Origin of the sequence: Bacillus sp. LLTC93 (assembly GCF_002993125.1) — a bacterium.
Lineage (GTDB): Bacteria > Bacillota > Bacilli > Bacillales > Bacillaceae > Bacillus > Bacillus zhangzhouensis.
Genome location: NZ_PVME01000003.1, coordinates 704105 through 725552 on the forward strand (window position 1 = coordinate 704105; position 21448 = coordinate 725552).

Sequence of the window (21448 nt, forward strand, 5' to 3'; positions counted from 1 at the left end):
TCTCCTTTACTCATAATTGCTTCAGCTGTTCTGTCAGCAATCTTTGTGCTTCTTCTTTTATGTCCACTTCATCCTCTTTTGTGAGAGCTTTCCCTGACTTCCTGTAGGTTGGGTGACGCTTAATCGGTGAGAGCAGCTCTTCATATGCCTCAAACTGTGCAATTTCTGATGTGAGTTCTTTCAAAAAGGAATCTTCTGGATAGACGACATCCTCGTTTGTTCGGCAGTCAATAGACATCACCCAAACGAACACGTCTTCATCTTCTTCTTGCTCATGAAGAACTGCCATCAGCTCCTCGAGCACCTCAAGCTGCGTGCGCTCAAAATAATCAGGCGCATCACCAGTCAATTCAATTTTCACAAAATGTGGAACGCCCTGCTCTTTCAGTTCACCGATATTTCTTTCTACAAGCGTCACGAGGTCCGTCATATGAACCGTTTCTGTGATGTCTATTCCCAATGTCTCAAAGAAGACATCTGCACACCCAATAAACTCTGCTGTCTCAGAATCTTCGGAGAGGTGAACAAAGTAACAGCCTTTCTCTCCCGTTTCTTTTATATGTCTGCCCTGGATGTTGCCAGGGTAAATAATAAATGGATCTTCATGGAGAAGGGCTCTCTTATGAATATGTCCAAGCGCCCAATAATCGAGATCCCGCGAGAGGAGCTGCTGTAGCTGAAATGGCGCATACGCATCATGCCCTTCTTGACCCGCTAATGTGCCGTGAAGCATGGCAATGTGATAAGCAGCATCAGTCGTTTTTACGTAATGAGAGGTCATATTTTCATAGACAGCTCGCTCCTTGTAGCTAAACCCATAAATACTTGCGACAAGCTGATCCCCTCTATAAAAAGATTGCTCACTTGGCGTATGACTCGAGAAAACGTGAACATTCTCTGGCCACTCAATCGGTGTCCATTCACCGCCTAAATGATCATGGTTACCGTAAATAATAAAGACTTCAATCCCGTGTGTTTGCAGCCTTAGAAACTGATGTCTTAAAAAAAGCTGTGCTTTCAGACTGCGATTAGATTCATCAAATAAATCTCCGCTCAGCAGCACAAAGTCTACTGCTCGTTCAATGGCGAGATCAAACATGTTCTTGGCACTTTGAAATGTACTTTCTTTGAGCCGCTTAAATATTTGGCTTGGTATATTCGACATTCCCGCAAATGGACTATCTAAATGAAGATCTGCGGCATGAATAAAGGTGAGCTTAGTCAAACGTCTATCTCCTTGTCCGGTACTGTAGTTGTCCATATTTTATCACGCCATTTTTGCGAATGCACGTTCTATCACTCTCATTCTAAAAAACACATTTTTAAAAGCAAAAAAGAGGTTTTGTCTTACCCCTTGTTTAATTACATTAAAAAACAGAGGAAAGGAAGATGACGGATGGAAAAAACATACTTTTTAACCGTATTTGATCGGTCAGGTGAGACCTTATTAAATGAAAAAATCACAACGGATAGTGATGAAAAGGCGAAGGAATTAGGACGTCATCGCTTAACCGAACAGCAATATACGAAGCATTCTCATCGGCTCGTTGATAATGCAGGCAAGCTTCTTTTATTTGAACGTTAAAAAAGCCGGCATTCGCCGGCCTCACATTCGTTTATACTTTTTGAAACACAGGACGCCTTTTTTCTAAAAAGGCCTGAATACCTTCCTTGTGATCATGACTTTGCCTCAATCTTGCCTGTGCTGCCCGTTCCTTTTGAAGAACGGCTAACAGCTGTGATTCTGACTGCTGGAAATAGATCATTTTTGTTTCAATAAAAGCCTGAAGCGGCATGTTTATAAACGGCTTCACACACACTTTTTGATACATATCGACCTCTTCCTGAAACACACCATCTGCGAGACGAAGCTCGAGCGCTTCTTCAGCCGACAGCTTTTGTCCGCTCCAAATCAATTGTTTGGCAGTTTGTTCACTGACTCTTTTTGTGAGGAAAAAATGCCCTCCCCCATCTGGAATTAACCCTATTCCGTTAAAATTCATGGCGAGTTTTGCATCTTGATGCATAAACAAATAATCACAGCTTAGAGCAAAGCTAAAAGCAAGGCCCGCCGCTGCCCCGTGAACAAGCGCAATCGTCACTTTTTTCATACGGGCAAGAGAAAGTGTAATTCCCTCGATCAAATCCATCACACGATGAAAATCCTCTTCACGATCCTGCTTAAGCATCATTCCAATATCTCCGCCAGCCGAAAACCCTTTTCCCATTCCCTTAATCACAACGATTTTTGCACTGCTTTCCTCCGCTGTATCACACGCCTCCTTGAATTCAGCAAACATGTCAACATGAAATGAATTATAAGCTTCCGGTCTATTGAAAACGATTTCAAAAATATCCCCATCTAACTGACCATTGATATATGTCATCATCCATTCCCCTCTTTCTTAACAGCTTATGACTTACTTCCCTTTCCATCGAGTAATTCCTTTTCCTCTGAATAAAAAATTTCAAGATCAATTGATACTAAAATAAGCATAATTGTTGAAACAAGAAATATATTTTTATATAGTAAAATAAGAAAGAAAAATGATTTGAAAGGAGGAGGATGATTGATAAGGTGTTCCATACTCATATTGATTAGCTTCATCGTCATGTTTTCTCCCTTTTCAAATGTCGTTTTTGCTTCACAGGCAGAAGCGAGCACACCCAATTGTATTTCTCCATCCATCTATGATGAAGAAATAAACGCAGTGAAGACACCTCCATTTTCAAAAAAACATGCCTCATCCATTCTGTTAAAGCACAGATTATCAATGGTTGGTTCAAAAGCTTTTCTTTTAAAGCGTGTTCCATCAACAGCATTATCCATTGATCTATGTTTTTTGGAAATGAAGTGTGCGATCCCCATTATGTGTCAATCAAATTACCTCTACTGATTCATTTTATTTCATCCGTATTCACTATATGAAAAACACAACCTATCATATTCGGAGGGATAAAATGAACATTAAAGAAAATGATCTTCCAGGGATCGGAAAGAAATTTGAAATTGAAACGAGAAATAGAGAAAAGATGACGATTGTGATTCATGATGATGGCAGACGGGAGATTTATCGTTTTGACGATGATGATCCAGATGAAGTTCTATCCACCATTTCTCTCGATGATGCTGAATCCCGGCAAATCGCTGCTATTATCGGCGGGATGGTGTATAAGCCGCAGGCACTTGAAACCATTGAAATGGCCTTCAATGACTTGATCATTGAATGGTTTAAGGTGGAAAAAGGCGCAAAAGCGGTTGGACATACACTCGGTGATTTAGATGTGAGACAAAATTATGAAGTAACCGTGATTGCGATCATTAAACATACAAATGAAAAATTACTCAACCCAGGTGCTGATTCGATTATTCAAGCAAATGATACGATGGTCATTTCAGGGGAAAGAAAACACTTGAAGCGATTGATACGTGATTTTCTTTCTAGAGGGGGAGAGTGATGAATGGATCATTTAGTCTTTGAAATTGGGACGGCGCTGATTCTCATCGCCATTGCCAGCTTAATTGCCAATAAAATTAAATTCTCTATCATTCCTTTTCTCATCGTCCTCGGAATGGTTGTTGGGCCGCACGCTCCGACCATCGGGATCATTGATTTGAAATTTATCGAAAGCACTGAAATTATTTCGTTTTTTGGTAGAATGGGTGTCTTGTTCCTTCTTTTCTACCTTGGACTTGAGTTCTCTGTCGGAAAGCTCATTAAATCGGGCAAATCCATTGCAGTCGGCGGATCTATTTATATTTTGATCAACTTTAGCTTAGGACTGCTTTATGGTTTCATTACAGGATTTGGATTCCTCGAGGTTCTCATTATGGCAGGGGTTATCACCATTTCATCTAGTGCCATCGTTGCCAAAGTCCTTGTTGATTTGAAACGGACAGCGAACCCTGAAACAGAGTTAATTCTTGGGATTATTATGTTCGAGGATATTTTCCTCGCCGTTTATTTATCCGTCGTATCAGGTCTTGTCCTTGGAGATGCCACATCCGTTGGCGGTGCCTTATTATCTATTTTAATCGCTTTTGGTTATATGATGCTTTTCTTTATCATCGCACGTAAGCTGCCAAAACTATTAAACAAGCTTTTCGATATCCGTTCGAACGAAGTGTTCATCATTGTGATTTTTGCCGCTTTGTTCTTTGTCGCTGGTTTCTCAGAGACAATTCATGTAGCAGAGGCAATCGGTGCTCTCTTACTTGGCCTTGTTTTCTCAGAAACAGAGCATTCTGACCGCATCGAACATCTCGTTGTTCCATTTAGAGATTTCTTTGGGGCGATGTTCTTCTTCAGCTTCGGTCTGAGTATTGATCCATTTACATTAGGAGACGCCTTCTGGCTTGCGATTGGCGCTGTAATTCTCACCTTAATTGGGAACTTCATTGCCGGTATGTTCGCTGGAAGAAGAGCTGGTTTTTCTCATAAAGCCTCTTCTAATATTGGATTAACCATCGTCTCAAGAGGAGAGTTTTCAATCATCGTAGCCGAGCTTGGCATTGCAGGTGGGCTTGCCGCTACATTGAAGCCATTTGCTGCATTATATGTCTTAATCCTTGCGATTTTAGGACCCCTTGTGACGAAAGAATCTAAGCGAATCTATCACATACTCAATAAAATCTTTAAGTGGAAAACAGAAAAACCAAAAGTGAAAAAAGAAACAACCATTTAACCAAAAAGGGCCCCGAATAAAGGGCCCTTTTTCATTTCTTAATCAAATTGCTGAAATGCTGTTTCTTGCTTCACTGGTGTTTCCTTTACCCCGCGAATGGTTTGTATCACTTTCTGGTTGCGGTAGATGGATAGCTTTAAATTGGTCGCCGCTGTTCCATGAGAGTGATCAAGATGAGTAAATGTAAAGAAATGATGTGAGCGCTTGTCTTTGAATACAAGCCTGAAGTCGCCTGTCACTTTAAAATGTTCATCACTTTCCCATTCAATCAAAGGTTCGTACGCACTAAACCATGCGGGAATATTCGGCGTGTATCCTGTAGCCAATACCACATGATCCGCTGTTATTTTCTTTTCTTTCTTCAGCTGCCACTGCCTTAGGTGCAGTTCCAAAGGCCGATGCTCCTCCATCTGAATCGCTTCAAGCTCGGTCATCGGCTGAATGAGAACAGACGGCTCTTCTCCTGAAACAGAGCGATGGTACAATTCCTGATAAATGCGAGAAAGCGTCGATGCATCTATGCCATTCCTTAATCCAGTCAGTCTAGGCAATGTATTCATACGTTCTTCATAAGGAAGCGAATGAAAATATTCAACATACTTTGGCGTAAATAGCTCCTGGCCAAGCTCTGCCTTCTCCAGCTCTCTAAATTCACTAGAACGTGTAAACCATGAAAGCTGCTGCCCTTTCTTTTGATGCTGAAGGAGGTCTAAGAAAATCTCGGCTGCACTTTGCCCGGAACCGATTACTGTCACCGATTCAGCTTCGTGAAGTTCTTTTTGTTGATCTAAGTAGCGGCTGCTATGCGTCACATGTGGCAATGCAGCTTCTGGCACATCGACTGGAATCATCGGCTTGCTTCCTGTCCCAAGTACGACATGCTTTGCATGATATTCAGAAAGCGATCCGTCTTTCATTTGCCGAACTTTTACTAGATAACCTTCTTGACAGTCCGTCACTTCTTCTACCTTCATCCCAAACTGACAGCTATCTAATTCACCTGCGACCCATGATAAGTACTCGTTGAATTCTCTCCGAGGTATATCAAATTGTTCAAATGTATAAAATCGATGAAGTCTGTTTGATTCATGTAAATAATTCAAAAATGTATACCTGCTCCTTGGATTCGCCATCGTCACAAGGTCTGCTAGAAAGGAAACCTGCAAATCCGTTCCTTTGATCAGCATACCAGGATGCCAGGCAAAATGAGCCTCTTGTTCAAAAAAACAGCATGTGACGTCTTCATACTCCTCTAATAAAGCTGCCAATCCTAAATTTGCGGGCCCAATCCCAATTCCGATCACATCAATCATATGTACACCTGCTTTAACTTTTTATCACTTATATACCCTTTTACAAATGAAAAAAACACTGCGTCACCGCAGTGTTTAAACGTGAGAAACAAATAATGACTCAAGGAATTGAATTTTCTCTTCCGTATAGTGCTCATAGCGATCATTATACGATTTTGGATCTTTTGGATTGGCATACTGCGTAATTTTTCCTGATCGCGGATCAATAAATTTACTGGCTGCGCCGCATCCAATGCCAATGATCGTCTGAACTTCTTCCATAATGATGATATTATACAAACTTTCCTGTCCATCTAATGAATACCCGACATTTTCGAGATTCCCTAAGATGTTTTTTTGTCTATATAAATAATATGGATAATATTCATGTTCTTTCGTCCAAGCGACCGCTTCATCCATCATACGTGTGATTTCTTCTCGGTCTGCCACTTGATATTTCTCTTTATTGCGCGTCATCTCAGACGCTCTTTTAAAGGAGAGTGTATGCACGGTTAAAGATTCAGGCCTTAGTTCTTCAGTCTGCTGCAAGGAGTGCTGAAATTCCTTTAGTCCTTCACCCGGCAAACCAATGATTAAGTCCATGTTAATATTATTCATGCCGTACTGTCTTGATAAATGATACTTTTCAATCGTTTCTTCCACACTATGGTGCCGGCCAATGGCTTTCAGTGTTTCATTCTCATATGATTGCGGGTTGATGCTAATCCGGTCAATATTGTAGCGGTTTAGCACCTCTAGCTTATCAGGCGAAATCGTATCAGGACGTCCTGCTTCTACAGTAACTTCTCGAATATGTTTCACATCAGGGAAAGAGCGATGCATTTCTTCATACAGTAAATCCATTTCTTCCGCTGTGATACTCGTTGGCGTGCCTCCGCCAAAATAAACGGTCGTCACTTTGATCCCGTGTTCTTTTAACCATTCGCCCATTTTCTGCATCTCATAATGCAGTCCAAAGAGAAACGTTCCCACTCTGCCAGCTTGTCCTTTAATGGCATAAGCAGGGAACGTGCAATAAGCACATTTTGTTGGGCAGAAAGGAATACCAATATAAATACTCACTTCCTGCTGAAGATCATACAGATCTGGAATCGCTTGAAGCTGACGGTCGACAATCTCCTGCATCAAATCGATTTTTTCATCATGAATCAAGTAATCACGCTTTAACCCCGCATGTGCTTCTTCCTTTGTCATGCCTTCTCTTAGCATCTTGTGAAGTAATTTCGTAGGACGTATCCCGGTGAGAATCCCCCATTTTTGCGTCATGCCTGTATGCTCCTGAAGCAGGTGTAAATAAACAGAGAGCACTGTGTTTTTGATTTGCTTCCAGCGCTCTTTATCGTTTAAGCCCTCTGGCACATCTCTTGTAAAACGACTGTTTATTTCTGATCCAGCGATATGGCCAGATGCTTCAATCATTCCACGTTCTTCTTTCCAGCTAAACACGATCACTAAACCATCATCCTGTTCGTCTGGATCAAACAGCACTTCACTATCTTCTTCAAATAAGTTTGCTATATTGACTAGCGGGCGATGAAATCGTTCATCTGACAGCCCTTTAATTAAAATTCGCATCGTATCACCTTTATCTTCAAACTTGTTTCATTTTACAAAATTCATCTAGGAAAAGCAATGAAGGGAACAGATGAAGACCCTGTCATTTCTTGATGGACAGGGTCTTCACCGTATTATCGTTTAATATCGAATTGATGTAAAAAGCCTTCCCTTTGCTGCATTCTAAAGTATTCTTTGATCATATAAGCGACGCCCTGTTCATCATGAGACCGTGTCACCCAATCGGCTTTACGCTTGACCGAATGAGGTGCATTTCCCATAGCGACGCCTAAGCCAGCTAACTCAAGCATTGGAATGTCATCTGGCCCATGGCCGATGACGACCGTATCTTCTAAAGTTAATCCTAGCGCCGAGGTTAAAAGAGAGAGTCCTGCTTCTTTTGAAACCCCTTTGCATACGATATTCATTTTCTCATCACTGATCTTAATGAGATCGACAGAAGGGAATGCTTGTTGAATAGTCTTGTGAATCTCAGGCTGAAGCTCTGCGGTCGAATATACTTCAATCACTGGTGTGCTGACCGGTTCATCCATCAGCATATCACTTAACGATTCTACAAATTGAACGGGATAAAAAATCGGATCAGACGGATGAATCAACGTCTTTCCCATCAATTGAGACTGTGTTTTTTTTCGATTGCCGATAGAGAATTTTTCATGCAGCAAGCGGACATTACAATCAAAGCTTTCAAGAATTTGCACAAGATTAAATGTTTTTTCTTCCGTTAATTTCTTCACATGAAGCGGCTCATCGAGTTTATCAGCGATAAAAGCACCACTATGCGTCACAAGAGTTGAATTTGGAATCTTCAACGCCTTGGCGATTTTTTGTGCTGCCCGAAAATGCCGATTGGTGACAATCGTCACGTAAACCCCTTTTTTCTTTACATATTCTACAGCTTCTTTTGTAGCGGAGTGAATTTTCCCATTGGAACGAAGTAACGTTCCATCTATATTGAGTGCAAGTAGTTTTTTTGACACTGAGGCATCCCCCTTCTTGATGACTGTACTTAAGATGAGGATATGCCCTAGCTTGGTGCTTTAGAACATACAGTTGAAACAACCCCTAGCTTTATGAATCAACGGTAAATAAAAAAAGCCTACCCCTAGGCTTTTTTTTATGTATGGTTTGGATGCGTAACAATGGAGTGATGAAGCTCCCCATAATCCCCTTATCTTTCACACACCAAAGCATTGCTTATATTCGATCCCCTTATGCTTTGCGTTTCTCCCAGAAGCGCTTCTCTCTCATTCGGCTCATCGCCATAAATCCCAAGTGAAACGCACCCAATTAATCACGAGAGCGCTTTTTTGAAAGCACTTTCAATAAGTATTATCGCAGAATTTTTGAGCTTCATCAACCTTTTTTTAAAAGATATGCAGAGGAGATGCTAAATAAAAAAAGGGCGAATTTTATCGCCCTTTCAATTAATTTTCTTCTGTATTTCCATAAAGCTCTTCAAGAGGCTTCATGATAATTTTATTTAATTCACCGATGAGAACACTCACGCGTTGTTCTGCTTCCATCAATTGAGAGATTTTATCGTGCTGCTGAACAAGTGCCACCGTTTTTTGAGCTTGCTCCACTTCTTCTTGTGTAATCTCTTGGCCAGTCATTTGTTTTTGTTGAAGGTTTACTTGAATGTCACGAAAGTTCTCAAACATTCTTTTAGAGGACTCATCCTCATTTACCTCATCATAAAGATTTCTTAAAGTTGAATATTCTTCGCTATGACGCAGTGCTTTTTCAAGGTCATATGCAACATCATAAAGATTTACAGACATGTTATGTCTCCTTTCTATCCGTTATCACCGATATGATCGGCGGACACCACTCCACTATAACAAACTATGGCTTTCGTTTCACATATATACAATAAATTCATCAAAATTTCTCTAGCCGGTCTTAGAATAGCGTGACAAAAATAGCTTGGATAGCGCCAATCATCCCGCCTAAAAGACCACCTAGAAAGGTAATCATCTTGAGCTCTTTACTGGAAATGCTGACCACAAGCTCTTCCATTTTTTCAAGTGGGAAAAGTTCAATTTGCTCCCGAATGATTTCTTCAAATTGAAGCTTAGCGAGCAGACCCTCTAAAGCATTCGATGCCGCTTCGATCACCTTATCAATCAGCACTGGCGCAAATTGTGTTTTGAGATCATCCGCTACAGCACTGACATAAGCTCCAACTGGTCTGTCTAATATCAGCTTTGTAGAGAAATGGGAAAGCAATTGTCTTTTCACACTAAATACAAGCTCCTTCACATTCCATTTTTCATCAAGCTCATGAAGAGAAAACTGCTTTACCTTGTCCCATTCTTGAACAAGCAAATCCGATAAAAACCTTTTTGTTTCTGCATTTCTTAAAAATTTGATGATTTCAGGATGTACACGGTCAATTAAGCTTGAATTCCCAAGAAACATTTGGACCATACTGCCAAGCATTCCTCGTTCTTTTAAGAAATCATCAATCATATTGCCAAGTCTTGCTTTTCCTTCTTCACTTTCAAAGTAATGAATGCCCCTCTTTAAAATATAATCTGCTGCAACTGGAATGTTTGAAGAGATTTTATTTTCCACTTCTGGAGGAAGCAATTCAGATAAAATTTGCTGATCATATTTTTCAAGCAGTGAACTGAGCTTCTGATCAGACCACTGATGGAGCCATTCATCTGCTTTTACATCAGCCTGCGGAACGCCAAATCTTTCTAACAAGGAGAGCACTGTTATCTCCATATCAGCACCCTTGTCAATATATTGATGGACTGTATGCAACATCTCTTGCCTTGCCTCCGATGATTCAAATCGTTTTTGAATACCTTCTGGCGTGAGTAAATGCTCCATAACCATGACACCAACCTGCTTGGCTACTTCATCTCTTCTTTTAGGAATGAGCCCTGGTGTAAATGGGAGCTGTTTTCCAAATAAGTAATATGGCTTATAAGGACGAAAAAGCATTTTAATTGCAAGATGGTTTGTCGCTGCTCCTATGACTGCTCCTATAACAATCATAAAGATAAACGTTGTGAATATATTCAAAGTCGTCATCTACCTTTCAAACTACACCCGATGTTTATTGTTTTGATCTATACGTATTATAGTTGTTGTCATGATCCCAAGCAAATGAAGCATGCAATGAGACATATGATAAAGTAATCTGTCGTAATGATAAAGGAGCGCAAGGTTTCTGTAAAATCATGAAAAAGTGTTTCTCTGGTGGTAAAAAATGAAGTTGAAAAGAAGGTGTTTTTTAATGACGTCAACGTTAGGTATTGTGACCCTTTCTCCGCAGCATGAAGAGGTATTCACACGTCAGCTCGCCAAAGCTGCCTCTTCTTTTGATTTAGAGGTTGTTCGTTTTACACCTCTTGATTTAAAGCCTGCTTCGAATTTGATACAAGGTCAAAAATATACGAATGACAAAGGTTTTGCAGCCGCAGAATTTCAAATTCCAGACTTGATTTACGATCGATGTCTTTACCAGCATGGCGCACAATCTAAAAAAGCAAAACCAATCATGGAATGGCTAAAAAAGTATCCAAAAACAGCTTTTTTGAATACTGGAATCCCAAATAAAATGGTGCTATTCGAGCGGCTCCGTCTCCTTCCTTCTTTGCAGCCATATTTACCTGTATGCTCATTATTGAAAGAGCCCTCGGACCTGCTCAACATGGTAAGGAAGGGTGGATATTGTAAGATGCAACCGCTCTCTCAACAGCATGCATCATCTACTTACTTCATTTCCTTAAATGACAAAACAACATTCACTGTTCAGCTAAGTCCCATGCAGGTCATCACATTTTCTCGTCCATCAGAGGTTGAACGATGGTGCAAAAAGTTTGTAGGTCGATATTTCCTTCAATTTTTTAACACGAATGACCAAAAAGATTTTTTATTCAATGAAATAAGGATTTTTCTTATGAAAGATTCACAAAATCAATGGAATAGCATGGGGATTCACACAAAATCACCTTTGGAAAATAGCCTTTTAAGCAATGCACAAAATTCAAATCAAGTGGTAGGCTTTGACCACTATTTACATTCATTGCAGCCACACATCAAAGAGCTACTATTAGATGATATTGCATCCATTCAGTCATCTCTCCCAGCATATGTAGATAAAACCTACTCTCCATGCTTTGAGTTCGCTTTAGAATTACTTCATACAAGTGAAGGCAGACTTTTCATATCAAATATAAGATCTAAACCAGGACGATCCGCTTTTTTAAAAGCTTACCCTGAAAAGGAAAATCAATTGATTCGATTCATTCTTGAACATGCACAATCTATGATGTCTCAACCGAAGGAGGCTTCTTATGAACAGAAATCGTTGCATCATCGTCCCTCATCTAACAAGTGAAAAAACAATTCACCTTCCCATCCATTTTAAACAGCAGAATGCAATCGATTCTCTTGCTTTAGGGTCTCGTTTAGTAGACGACTTCACCATTTCCTACCATCAACAAACACATAAAATTTTATTATCGAAAGACCTATACATCGATTTACTGATTCCTTACCAATCAAAAGTTGAAGTCATCATCGTTGACGATACACTTTTTATAGGGCCACTGATCGGCATTTTCACCGCAGGTTTTGAGCAAAGTACGCAGCCATTAGGATCAAGATCAGATTTTTTTATCAAGCTGCTGCAATCTTGCAAGCAACATGCTGGTTTTGCATATGTTTTTGGTACTCATTCTATTGATTGGGAAAAAGGGATAGTAGAAGGACTGCTCTACCAAGAGGACAGATGGGTTAAAAAACAACTCCCTCTGCCGTCAGTCGTTTATGACCGGCTTCCAAATAGAAAGGCTGCTCAATCGGCTTTCATTCAAGAAACAAAGCGCAAACTCACTCAAGATTACGAGATCCCTTGGTTCAACCCTTATTTTTTTAATAAATGGCATATACATGAGCAACTATTAACAGATGAACGAACATTGTCCTTTCTGCCACATTCCATACAATTAGATCCTTTGGACACTCTAAGTAAAATAGAAACACTCCTCCATCTGCATCATGTCATTTACTTAAAACCGACAAACGGGAGTCACGGAGACGGTATTTATCAATTAAAATCAGTGCATAACGAGATCATTGTACGTTCGAATAAAGGAAAGTCCATTTCATATGATTCAGTAGAACATTTCGTCAAACAGTTGCGAAAAGATTGCGTCATTCATGAAATTATTGCCCAACAAGGCATTGAACTTCTGCATATAGACAATCAACCGCTGGATTTCAGAGTTCATACGAATAAAAATAAGTATGGTCATTGGACAGTCACGGCAGCAGCGGCAAAAGTTTCAGGAAATCACACAGTCACGACCCATCAGTTACATGGAGGATCGGTCAAAACACTCTATGATGTCTTTCCTGAAGAGAAGAAACGTTTGCAGATTTTACAACAGCTTTCTCATACTGCCATCACGCTTAGTCAGGTGATAGATGAAAAAATGCCCGGTCATATTGGTGAAATCGGTTTTGACTTAGGCATTGATCACACAGGCGCAATCTGGATGTTTGAAGCCAATTCTCGCCCAGGCCGTGAGATTTTCCAGCATGTGTCCTTGAAAAAATCAGAATGGCTGATCGGGAAAAGAATTGTGGATTACGCGTCTTACCTTTCACAAACGACACTCACGACTACAGATCACGCGAACGTCAACTGATTGTTTTTCGTCTCGCGTGTCAGTATTCTGAAATCTATGCTTTTCCTATGCTCTTTTCATCAGATGAGATACAATAAAATCAAGTTCAAGGTTGTTTCCGTATTGTCGTGTTTATTTATTGTTTCATCAATAAAAGCAAGGAGGCAATGATGATATGATTTCTCATTTTCAATGGAAACCCCTCTTTAAGAAAGCGCAATTGCCAGGATGGAAAATATCCTTTTTTCACAATGGTGCGCACTATGAAGGTATCTACCACAAAACGGGTGATATTGAATGGGGCTCCCAGCTTCCGCCTCATGAAGTCGAACCAACCCTAAAAGAAGAAATCCACGAATTAATGCTTTTCCATGTCTATGATTAAACTGTTTAAGGAGCCTCGCCATGTTAGAAAAGTTAAAGCTTGTTTACGGACACCATATCATCAGTTCACCAACAAATGACAAACAGATTCTTTGGTATCAAACGGACAAAGGCGAAATATTTGGAGTAGACAAAACGGCGCTTACAGCAAGAGAAACACTTCTTCTCAATTCTTTCCTTACACCAATTGATCTATCTCATACACAGCAGACTGAGGATGAACAGAAATGGTACAGCTATCTTTTTGAAAACAAACCATTAACCGTCCACCATCCCGTCCGTGTTCATTATTTTAAAATGGACCATCAACCCGAACAAAGACAGCAAATAAAAGAGGCTGTGAATAGCAGCCTCGAATGCACCCAATTCATATGGACAGGCGCTGAAACAGCTATGCTGATTCAAACAAACGCTACGTCAGAAAATGGTCAATTAGATCAGCTAAATGATTTGTCTCAGGCCATCACAAGTGATTTTTTAACAGACTCTTTCTTTTTACAAGGACAGCTGCATTTGCCAAATAACCATTTGCAAATAAGATTGTTAAATGAATATCAGCTCTTTATGTGGCATATGCAGCGAGGCAAGCTTAGGTCAGGGGTTGCCACATTTTATCAATGTCTGCCATCTCTCATTCGTTATGATGCCTCTGTGGTTTTTGACGCTATTTCTGATGCTTTTAAAGAAACGGTCTTTGATCGGGATGTTTACCGCACCCTGATGACCTATATGCAATGTAATTTAAATGCATCGCAGGCAGCAAAAGCTTTATATGTTCACCGAAACAGCCTTCAATATCGGATCGATAAATTTATTGAGCGCACAGGTCTAGATATACGACATTTTTCGGAAGCATCGGCTGCTTACTTTATGATGATTCTTCTCGACCTTTCATAAATAATGGTGACATGAGCACCCTGCCCAAAAATGAAAATAAGATGTTGTGCACGTTGTCCATTTACAGACTCCCCCCTATTTTATACACTTTATTTATAAGTAAAGCGCTTTCAAAAAGGGAATGGGAGGCTATCATCCATGGCTGAAATGATGCTCAATCAAATTTATAAAGTGTACGATAACAAAGTAACAGCAGTAGACAACTTTAATCTACATATACAGGATAAAGAATTTATTGTGTTTGTTGGTCCATCGGGCTGCGGAAAATCAACAACCCTTCGCATGATTGCAGGTCTTGAAGAAATTTCACAAGGGGACTTTCTGTTAGACGGTAAACGGATGAATGACGTAGCACCAAAAGACCGGGATATTGCGATGGTTTTCCAAAACTATGCATTATATCCTCACATGAATGTGTACGATAATATGGCTTTTGGATTAAAGCTTCGGAAGTTTCCTAAATCTGAAATTGATGAGCGGGTTCGAAATGCGGCTAAAATATTAGGGCTTGAACAATATTTAGAGAGAAAACCAAAAGCACTGTCTGGCGGTCAAAGACAGCGTGTTGCACTTGGCAGAGCGATTGTGCGCGATGCAAAAGTCTTTCTTCTAGATGAGCCGCTCTCAAATTTAGATGCAAAACTCCGTGTTCAAATGCGTGCTGAAATTTCTAAACTTCACCAGCGCCTGCAAACGACATTTATCTATGTCACACATGATCAGACTGAAGCCATGACAATGGCTACTCGCCTTGTTGTTATGAAAGATGGATTTATCCAGCAGGTGGGCGCGCCGAAGGATGTCTATGAGAACCCAGAGAATGTGTTTGTTGGCGGATTCATTGGCTCTCCTGCGATGAACTTTTTTACAGGGAAACTTTCTGACGGCGCCATTGCAGTTGGAAAAACTCACATTCGTGTACCCGAAGGAAAGATGAAGGTATTACGTAGTCAAGGCTATATCGGAAAGGATGTCATTCTTGGCATCAGGCCGGAAGATTTCCATGATGAGCCTGTGTTTATAGAGGCGTCTGAAGGAACAAAAATTGATGGAATCGTAGAAGTGGCTGAATTAATGGGAGCAGAAACAATGCTTTATTCTTCTCTCGATGGTCAAACGTTTATTGCACGTGTTGATTCTCGTACGGATATTCAGGCAGGTCAGTCTATACCGCTTGCCATTGATATGAATAAAGCGCACTTCTTCGATATTGATACTGAGCTGCGCATTCGGTCAGCTGAATAAGGAGACATACGCAACACCATCACTCACTATTGAGTGGTGGTTTTTTGTATGTTGACACAACATTTACCATGTTCTTTTCTCGTATGTTTTCTTCACAAATAACCATAATACTTAGTACAAAGCAGTTACTGCATTGGGTTTCGCCAAGTGGCAAATGACTTGATCATTTCGCTGGTGCGATTCCAGCAAACCCAACCAAAACCAAATCATATATATAAAGGAGATTCACATCATGGCAAATTCTAATAGTTCGAATCAATTACTAGTTCCAGGAGCTGCACAAGCAATCGATCAAATGAAATACGAAATCGCTTCTGAATTTGGTGTAAACCTTGGAGCAGAAACAACAGCTCGTGCTAACGGATCAGTTGGTGGAGAAATCACAAAACGTCTTGTGTCTTACGCTCAACAAAACCTTGGCGGAACAAAAGCTTAATTTCATATCTGGATCATAGAAGGCACCTTTTAAGGTGTCTTCTTTTTTTGCATTTATTCTCACCAATTCCCTTCCAGCTCATATCATGTAGTAGAAAGGAGCGGATCTTCATGGACATTATTTCCGGTATGAACTTTGAACTTCTACAATTTGTAGGTATCTCTCTATTATGCGAATATGCTCATAGTATTCGGTCCTTTCACCTTTACAAAAAAAGCATGACATAAAAATTGTACCATTTTGGGTTCTTTTCACTTATAGTATGTAGTGGAGGGATCGAACAGATGAAAATAGCTCTTTTCGGTGCTCATGGACGTGTAGGACAAGCATTTCTTCGTTTCGTTCAAGTAGATGATCGTTACATGGTTCGTTCATTGATTCGGACAAACCGGGAAGGAATGCTTGCGGGTATGTTTCAAGTCACCGGTAATTCAAGAAATCAAGAAGATGTACTTGAAACGATCAAAGGAGCAGATATTGTTGTGAGCTGTCTATCTACAGATGGAGATGACACATTATCTGTTTCAATGGAGCATATCGTACAAGCCATGAAGCAAACAAATACATCAAGAATTATTACGATTGGCACGGCGGGTATTTTAAAAGCAAGGCAGCAGCCAAAGCTTTATCGCTTTGAAACAAATGAATCAAGGCGAACCACTTCCCGAGCAGCTAAAGAGCATGCCAAAGCGTTTGAAATCCTTCAATCAACTGATCTAGATTGGACCATTATTTGTCCAACCTATTTACCAGATGGAGAAGTGACACGGTCATATCGCTATGAGAAAGATTTTCTCCCTATCGATGGAAAGAAAATTTCAGTTGAAGATACCGCACATTTTTTGTATCAACAGTTAAATTCAAAGGAATTTGTGCATCAACGCGTCGGCATCGCTTATTGATCATGTAGCCCGTGCAAACCATATACAACCGGTAAAAAGTCGAGGTGATGAAATAAATCCTCGACTTTTTTCATGCCAATCAAAAGAACCCCTTTCGCGTGAAAGAGGCCTTTTTTACTTCCTTCGGCTATTCAATTTAGCTGCTTGCAAGTGCACCTTTTTGCAGTTCGTACATTTGCGCATACAGCCCACCTTGCTCCATGAGTTGTTCATGGTTGCCTCGCTCGACAATTTCACCTTTTTCTAACACCAAAATCATATCGGCTTTCTTAATGGTAGATAATCGGTGAGCAATGACAAAGGTGGTTCGTCCTTCTTTGACTACATCAAGTGCTCGCTGAATGATGGCTTCTGTTTCTGTATCGATGTTGGCGGTTGCTTCATCTAAAATTAAGATCGCTGGATCGTACGCCAGTGCGCGAGCAAATGAAATCAACTGACGTTCCCCTGAAGAGAGGGTACTTCCCTTTTCAACCACTGGTTCATCCAAGCCTTGTGGCAGATGCTTCAATAACTCTGTTGCGCCTACTTGCTTTAATGAGGATTCAATGGTTTCTCTTTTGATGTCTTCATTTCCTAAGCTGACATTGGATGCAATTGTTCCAGAAAATAAATACGGATCTTGCAGAACAATGCCCATTTGTTTACGCAAAGTTTGGCGCGACTGATGATAAATACTTTCTCCATCAATGAGAATATCTCCCTGCTGGATGTCATAAAAACGCAGCAGCAAGTTCATAATCGAGCTTTTTCCTGAACCCGTATGCCCCACAAGTGCAACTGTTTGGCCCTTTTTTGCTTCAAACGTAATGTTCTTTAGTACGTTATTCCCTTCATTATAAGCGAAGGTAACATCTTGAAACTGAACGTACCCCTCCATTTTTTTCTGATCAGGTTCTTCGACTTTTGTTCCTGGCTCATCTAATAATCGGAAGACCCTTTCAGATGAAACCCTTGCTAATTCCAATCTAGAAAATTGGTTCACAATGCCTGTAATCGGCTGGAACAATCGATTTAAATAATCGACAAATGCATAGAGTACGCCGATAGACACAATGCCAGACGCACTTAATGACGCGCCGCCAAAGTACCAAATGAGCGCAACATACGCTAAATTACGCAGCAGGTTAACCAAGTTATGTGAAAGGAGTGAATTTAAATGAAGCATCTTTCGCTGATACCGAAAGTGATTGTTATTCAGCTCATCGAATTCTTCTTTCGTCGCTTTTTCATGGCGAAACGCTTGAATAATCGTCATCCCTTGAATTGCTTCATTTAGCTTCGCATTGATTTCACTGATAATAGAACGAATGCGGTGATTGTATACTGATGCAAATTTCCGGTAAGTCATCGACCATAGGAAAATAATCGGTACAGCTACCAAACAAATGAGTGCCAGCTTCACATTTAATAAAAACATGGCGATATAAATTCCAATCATGTAAATGGCACTTGTCACGAAATTTGCGAGGACAGTCACATATAGATCACGGATGGTTTCCGTGTCATTGGTGATCCGTGCTACTACTTTTCCAGCCGGTAAATTATCAAAATACTGGATGGGCAACGTTTGAATATGCTCAAATACGTCTACCCTCATTTTTTGGATAATACGGTTTGCAATCCGCTGGAGCAAATAATGCTGCCCATACTGAAAGAAGATCGCAATGACGAGCAGCCCTAGATAAAATAGAACAAGCTGCATCAAACCACTGATTTCAGGCTGATAAAAAGCGAAAATTTCCTCTTTTGATAAACGCTGTACATCATAGGTTTTGTGCTCGTTCCCATTTTCAATGGTGAGCTGATTTCCCGATATCGTCCGGTTTCCATCAAAACGAACTGGCTCATTCACAAAGTAGTAACCGAATCCGACTTGCACCACATTGATTTGTTTTCCGGCTTCATTTTCATTCTTTAATCGATCGCTTCGTATATAGTTATTTCCCTGGTAATAAACCGTTTCATCTGTTTTTTCATTTACCTCGACATACGGTTTTTCGACACCTAAAATATGATCATCAATCATTTTCTTCCCAATAAATGGTCCTGTCAGCTCAGCACCAACCGCGATGATCAGAAAGATCAAGGCAACAGACAGTACTTTCTTATATAGGAGTGCATAGGCAAGGAGTCTTCTTCCTGTTGTCATGCCTCATCCCCTCCTTCCAGCTGATTTGTCAGCTGCTGACGCAGAAATTGTTCTTTGTACCATCCATCTTGCTGAATGAGCTCTTGGTGGGTTCCCTTTTGGACGATGCGTCCCTCTTCCATGACAAGAATGAGATCCGCATGCTCAACAGCTGATAGACGATGGGTTGTAATAAACGTCGTTTTCCCATGACGGTTTTGTCTTAAATTTTCTAAAATAGCGGTTTCTGTTTTCGCATCAACTGCAGATAGAGAGTCATCCAAAATCAAAATGTCGGGATCAATTAATAAAGCACGTGCGATGGAAATTCGCTGCTTTTGACCGCCTGACAGCGCCACGCCTTTTTCCCCAACCATGGTTTCCAAGCCTTCTGGCAACAGGCGTAAATCCTTTTCAAAGTAAGCGTCTTTGATTGCTTGTGCTAATTCGTTTTGTTTCGCTTCCATATGACCAAAGCGCATATTCTCTTCTACACTTTTTGAGAAAAGGATATGATCCTGTGGTACATAACCGATCCATTGAAATAGTTGATCCAATTCAATCTCCTGGATCGGAACACCTGATAAGAATATTTGTCCATCACCTGGTGGATACTGCCGCAGAAGCTGTTTCACGATTGTTGTTTTGCCGCTACCTGTTTTTCCTGTAATGCCAATCGTCTGGCCTTTTCGCACAGTAAAGGACACATCGACTAAATTATCTTTAGACGAAGTTGGATATCTGAACGTCACTTGATCAAATTGAATATCTCCAGGCTCTTGTAATGTTTTTGGCTGAGCTGTGTCTGTTACATCCGGCTTGTAGCTAAGGGTATGATTCAACCGATCTAACGACGCATTTCCTCTTTGCATGATGTTAATCAACTCACCGATCGCAAACATTGGCCAGATCATCATCCCAAGATAGACGTTAAATGCAACAAGTTCACCAATCGTTAAATCACTTTGAAACACAAGATATGCTCCATAGCCAATTCCGATTAAGTAACTGATGCCCACAAGCAATTTCACTGTCGGTTCAAACAATGAATCAATGATCGCCACTCGCATATTTTTTTGGAATACATCATCTGTCATTTGGCGAAAGCGCTCGACATCTTGTTTCTCCTGTACAAAAGACCGGATGACCCGAACGCCGGCCACTGATTCCAGTACACGATCGTTCATATCACCAAATGCATCTTGAGCGACTGTAAAGCGCTCATGAATCTTGCTGCCATAAAACGCAATCAAGATCGCCATCAGCGGCATGGGGATAATCGCCATTAAGGTTAATTTCCAGCTAATCGTCAGCCCCATCGTAAAAAAGATCATCAGCATATAAGCAGTGGAATCAACCAATGTCAAAACGCCAAAACCTGTCGTTAAGGCCACAGCATTCAAATCGTTTGTACCTAAGGCCATTAAGTTGCCGGTTTTTTTCTTTTCATAAAAGGTTGGTGTCATCTTAAGTAAGTGGCGCATCAGTTTTCCGCGCATCACACGCTCCATGACATTCGCGCCGCCAAATAACTGATACATCCAAAAATACGTCAGCGTATAGACGATGACACCAAGTAAACAAAAAATAGCCACATAAAACACAATACTGGATGTTGTAAATTGACCAGAACGAATGTCATCAACTGCCTGCCCGAGATACCTTGGCGGCAGCATTTCAAGCACATTCACAATGAGCAGCAGCGTAATGGCGATCGTATATCGCCTCCACTCTTGTTTAAAGAACCAGCCTAATTTTGCAAATACTGAAAACATGTTTGTCTCTCCTTTTAAAGCTAGCCGCTTTCTATATTTTCCTGGCTGTCACCTTGTTTCGTTTTTTGAGCTTTTGTCATTTGTCTTGCTTTTGGCATGTTCACATGCTTTCACTCCTCTTCATTTAGTTGTTGATATCCATTTCTTTATTTCGGGATACGAAATGAATACAACAAAAAAAGAGGCAACCAGCTGACTGGTACGCCTCTTTTATACATGATAAAAAGGCGCATGTTGACAAATACGCAACATACGCCTTGATTCATCCGATCAATTGGAACATACTGGTTCCTTTTCAATGACCAATGAAGGTGTATTTGTCACGTGAATCAACCCATTCATGCAGTTTGATTTCATTCTTCTAATGTTGCACATGACATTTCCTCCTTTTGGCTCTTGAATCTTTTTTTATCTTATAGTGGCTGTCACCATTTTGTCAATAAATATTTT

Annotated in this window: 20 protein-coding genes; 10 read left to right on the plus strand and 10 right to left on the minus strand. The window is 40.5% G+C overall.

Features of this window, described 5'->3' with window-relative positions:
* Positions 1–10 precede the first annotated feature (10 nt).
* Positions 11–1225 (minus strand): metallophosphoesterase family protein, encoded by a 1215-nt coding sequence (locus C6W18_RS13155; protein ID WP_105927826.1) that lies wholly within the window; start codon positions 1223–1225, stop codon positions 11–13.
* Positions 1226–1396: 171 nt separating this feature from the next.
* Between C6W18_RS13155 and C6W18_RS13160 the strand changes: the two genes are divergently transcribed.
* Complete coding sequence (locus C6W18_RS13160) at positions 1397–1585, plus strand: YhzD family protein (RefSeq protein WP_034321511.1); 189 nt, start codon at positions 1397–1399, stop codon at positions 1583–1585.
* A gap of 31 nt (positions 1586–1616) precedes the next feature.
* Here C6W18_RS13160 and C6W18_RS13165 read toward each other — a convergent pair whose 3' ends face one another.
* Positions 1617–2390 carry an enoyl-CoA hydratase gene (locus tag C6W18_RS13165; protein WP_105927827.1) on the minus strand — a complete coding sequence of 258 codons (774 nt, stop codon included), beginning with the start codon at positions 2388–2390 and terminating at the stop codon, positions 1617–1619.
* Positions 2391–2413: 23 nt separating this feature from the next.
* On the minus strand, positions 2414–2608 hold the full coding sequence (locus tag C6W18_RS20095; RefSeq protein ID WP_078061699.1) for a hypothetical protein: 195 nt from the start codon (positions 2606–2608) through the stop codon (positions 2414–2416).
* 353 nt (positions 2609–2961) lie between these two features.
* Between C6W18_RS20095 and C6W18_RS13180 the strand changes: the two genes are divergently transcribed.
* The gene (locus C6W18_RS13180; RefSeq protein ID WP_048238384.1) at positions 2962–3459 is read left to right on the plus strand and encodes a cation:proton antiporter regulatory subunit; all 498 of its coding nucleotides are present in this window, start codon (positions 2962–2964) and stop codon (positions 3457–3459) included.
* 3 nt (positions 3460–3462) lie between these two features.
* Positions 3463–4686 (plus strand): cation:proton antiporter, encoded by a 1224-nt coding sequence (locus C6W18_RS13185; RefSeq protein WP_105927828.1) that lies wholly within the window; start codon positions 3463–3465, stop codon positions 4684–4686.
* Positions 4687–4724: 38 nt separating this feature from the next.
* Here C6W18_RS13185 and C6W18_RS13190 read toward each other — a convergent pair whose 3' ends face one another.
* From C6W18_RS13190 to C6W18_RS13210, 5 genes are all read right to left on the minus strand, one after another.
* Positions 4725–5999, minus strand: a complete 1275-nt coding sequence (locus tag C6W18_RS13190) for a lysine N(6)-hydroxylase/L-ornithine N(5)-oxygenase family protein (protein WP_105927829.1) — start codon at positions 5997–5999, stop codon at positions 4725–4727.
* Between the two features lie 75 nt (positions 6000–6074).
* Positions 6075–7574, minus strand: coding sequence for a coproporphyrinogen III oxidase (locus C6W18_RS13195; RefSeq protein WP_105927830.1), 1500 nt, complete (start codon positions 7572–7574; stop codon positions 6075–6077).
* 113 nt (positions 7575–7687) lie between these two features.
* Positions 7688–8554: a Cof-type HAD-IIB family hydrolase gene (locus tag C6W18_RS13200; protein WP_034321528.1), complete on the minus strand. Its 867-nt coding sequence runs from the start codon at positions 8552–8554 to the stop codon at positions 7688–7690.
* Between the two features lie 447 nt (positions 8555–9001).
* Positions 9002–9358, minus strand: coding sequence for a YlbF/YmcA family competence regulator (locus C6W18_RS13205; protein WP_034321530.1), 357 nt, complete (start codon positions 9356–9358; stop codon positions 9002–9004).
* Positions 9359–9479: 121 nt separating this feature from the next.
* Positions 9480–10613 (minus strand): DUF445 domain-containing protein, encoded by a 1134-nt coding sequence (locus C6W18_RS13210; RefSeq protein WP_105927831.1) that lies wholly within the window; start codon positions 10611–10613, stop codon positions 9480–9482.
* 214 nt (positions 10614–10827) lie between these two features.
* Between C6W18_RS13210 and C6W18_RS13215 the strand changes: the two genes are divergently transcribed.
* From C6W18_RS13215 to C6W18_RS13245, 7 genes are all read left to right on the plus strand, one after another.
* On the plus strand, positions 10828–11934 hold the full coding sequence (locus C6W18_RS13215; RefSeq protein ID WP_105927832.1) for a YheC/YheD family protein: 1107 nt from the start codon (positions 10828–10830) through the stop codon (positions 11932–11934).
* On the plus strand, positions 11891–13249 hold the full coding sequence (locus C6W18_RS13220; RefSeq protein WP_105927833.1) for a YheC/YheD family endospore coat-associated protein: 1359 nt from the start codon (positions 11891–11893) through the stop codon (positions 13247–13249). Before C6W18_RS13215 ends, C6W18_RS13220 begins: the two co-directional genes overlap by 44 nt.
* Positions 13250–13403: 154 nt before the next feature.
* Positions 13404–13613 (plus strand): YheE family protein, encoded by a 210-nt coding sequence (locus C6W18_RS13225; RefSeq protein WP_003211787.1) that lies wholly within the window; start codon positions 13404–13406, stop codon positions 13611–13613.
* 20 nt (positions 13614–13633) lie between these two features.
* Positions 13634–14509 (plus strand): helix-turn-helix domain-containing protein, encoded by an 876-nt coding sequence (locus C6W18_RS13230; RefSeq protein WP_105927834.1) that lies wholly within the window; start codon positions 13634–13636, stop codon positions 14507–14509.
* 138 nt (positions 14510–14647) lie between these two features.
* Positions 14648–15754 carry an ABC transporter ATP-binding protein gene (locus C6W18_RS13235; protein WP_105927835.1) on the plus strand — a complete coding sequence of 369 codons (1107 nt, stop codon included), beginning with the start codon at positions 14648–14650 and terminating at the stop codon, positions 15752–15754.
* Positions 15755–15986: 232 nt separating this feature from the next.
* Positions 15987–16190 (plus strand): alpha/beta-type small acid-soluble spore protein, encoded by a 204-nt coding sequence (locus C6W18_RS13240; RefSeq protein WP_008348940.1) that lies wholly within the window; start codon positions 15987–15989, stop codon positions 16188–16190.
* Positions 16191–16474: 284 nt separating this feature from the next.
* Positions 16475–17092 (plus strand): NAD(P)-dependent oxidoreductase, encoded by a 618-nt coding sequence (locus C6W18_RS13245; protein ID WP_105927836.1) that lies wholly within the window; start codon positions 16475–16477, stop codon positions 17090–17092.
* A 136-nt stretch (positions 17093–17228) separates the two neighbouring features.
* On the opposite strand, the gene C6W18_RS13250 is transcribed toward C6W18_RS13245, so the two are convergent.
* Both C6W18_RS13250 and bmrC read right to left on the minus strand, forming a co-directional pair.
* Positions 17229–19244, minus strand: a complete 2016-nt coding sequence (locus C6W18_RS13250) for an ABC transporter ATP-binding protein (protein WP_105927837.1) — start codon at positions 19242–19244, stop codon at positions 17229–17231.
* Positions 19241–20998 (minus strand): multidrug ABC transporter ATP-binding protein BmrC, encoded by a 1758-nt coding sequence (bmrC, locus tag C6W18_RS13255; RefSeq protein WP_105927838.1) that lies wholly within the window; start codon positions 20996–20998, stop codon positions 19241–19243. The genes C6W18_RS13250 and bmrC overlap by 4 nt, the downstream gene beginning before the upstream one ends.
* Between the last annotated feature and the right edge of the window lie 450 nt (positions 20999–21448).

Excerpts from the sequence above, each read along its gene's own strand:
- C6W18_RS13160 (WP_034321511.1), top strand. The coding sequence starts at position 1,397 with ATGGAAAAAACATACTTTTTAACCGTATTTGATCGGTCAGGTGAGACC.
- C6W18_RS13165 (WP_105927827.1), bottom strand. The coding sequence starts at position 2,390 with ATGATGACATATATCAATGGTCAGTTAGATGGGGATATTTTTGAAATC.
- C6W18_RS20095 (WP_078061699.1), bottom strand. The coding sequence starts at position 2,608 with ATGAAGCTAATCAATATGAGTATGGAACACCTTATCAATCATCCTCCT.
- C6W18_RS13180 (WP_048238384.1), top strand. The coding sequence starts at position 2,962 with ATGAACATTAAAGAAAATGATCTTCCAGGGATCGGAAAGAAATTTGAA.
- C6W18_RS13185 (WP_105927828.1), top strand. The coding sequence starts at position 3,463 with ATGGATCATTTAGTCTTTGAAATTGGGACGGCGCTGATTCTCATCGCC.
- C6W18_RS13190 (WP_105927829.1), bottom strand. The coding sequence starts at position 5,999 with ATGATTGATGTGATCGGAATTGGGATTGGGCCCGCAAATTTAGGATTG.
- C6W18_RS13195 (WP_105927830.1), bottom strand. The coding sequence starts at position 7,574 with ATGCGAATTTTAATTAAAGGGCTGTCAGATGAACGATTTCATCGCCCG.
- C6W18_RS13205 (WP_034321530.1), bottom strand. The coding sequence starts at position 9,358 with ATGTCTGTAAATCTTTATGATGTTGCATATGACCTTGAAAAAGCACTG.
- C6W18_RS13215 (WP_105927832.1), top strand. The coding sequence starts at position 10,828 with ATGACGTCAACGTTAGGTATTGTGACCCTTTCTCCGCAGCATGAAGAG.
- C6W18_RS13220 (WP_105927833.1), top strand. The coding sequence starts at position 11,891 with ATGAACAGAAATCGTTGCATCATCGTCCCTCATCTAACAAGTGAAAAA.
- C6W18_RS13225 (WP_003211787.1), top strand. The coding sequence starts at position 13,404 with ATGATTTCTCATTTTCAATGGAAACCCCTCTTTAAGAAAGCGCAATTG.
- C6W18_RS13230 (WP_105927834.1), top strand. The coding sequence starts at position 13,634 with ATGTTAGAAAAGTTAAAGCTTGTTTACGGACACCATATCATCAGTTCA.
- C6W18_RS13235 (WP_105927835.1), top strand. The coding sequence starts at position 14,648 with ATGGCTGAAATGATGCTCAATCAAATTTATAAAGTGTACGATAACAAA.
- C6W18_RS13240 (WP_008348940.1), top strand. The coding sequence starts at position 15,987 with ATGGCAAATTCTAATAGTTCGAATCAATTACTAGTTCCAGGAGCTGCA.
- C6W18_RS13245 (WP_105927836.1), top strand. The coding sequence starts at position 16,475 with ATGAAAATAGCTCTTTTCGGTGCTCATGGACGTGTAGGACAAGCATTT.
- C6W18_RS13250 (WP_105927837.1), bottom strand. The coding sequence starts at position 19,244 with ATGACAACAGGAAGAAGACTCCTTGCCTATGCACTCCTATATAAGAAA.
- bmrC (WP_105927838.1), bottom strand. The coding sequence starts at position 20,998 with ATGTTTTCAGTATTTGCAAAATTAGGCTGGTTCTTTAAACAAGAGTGG.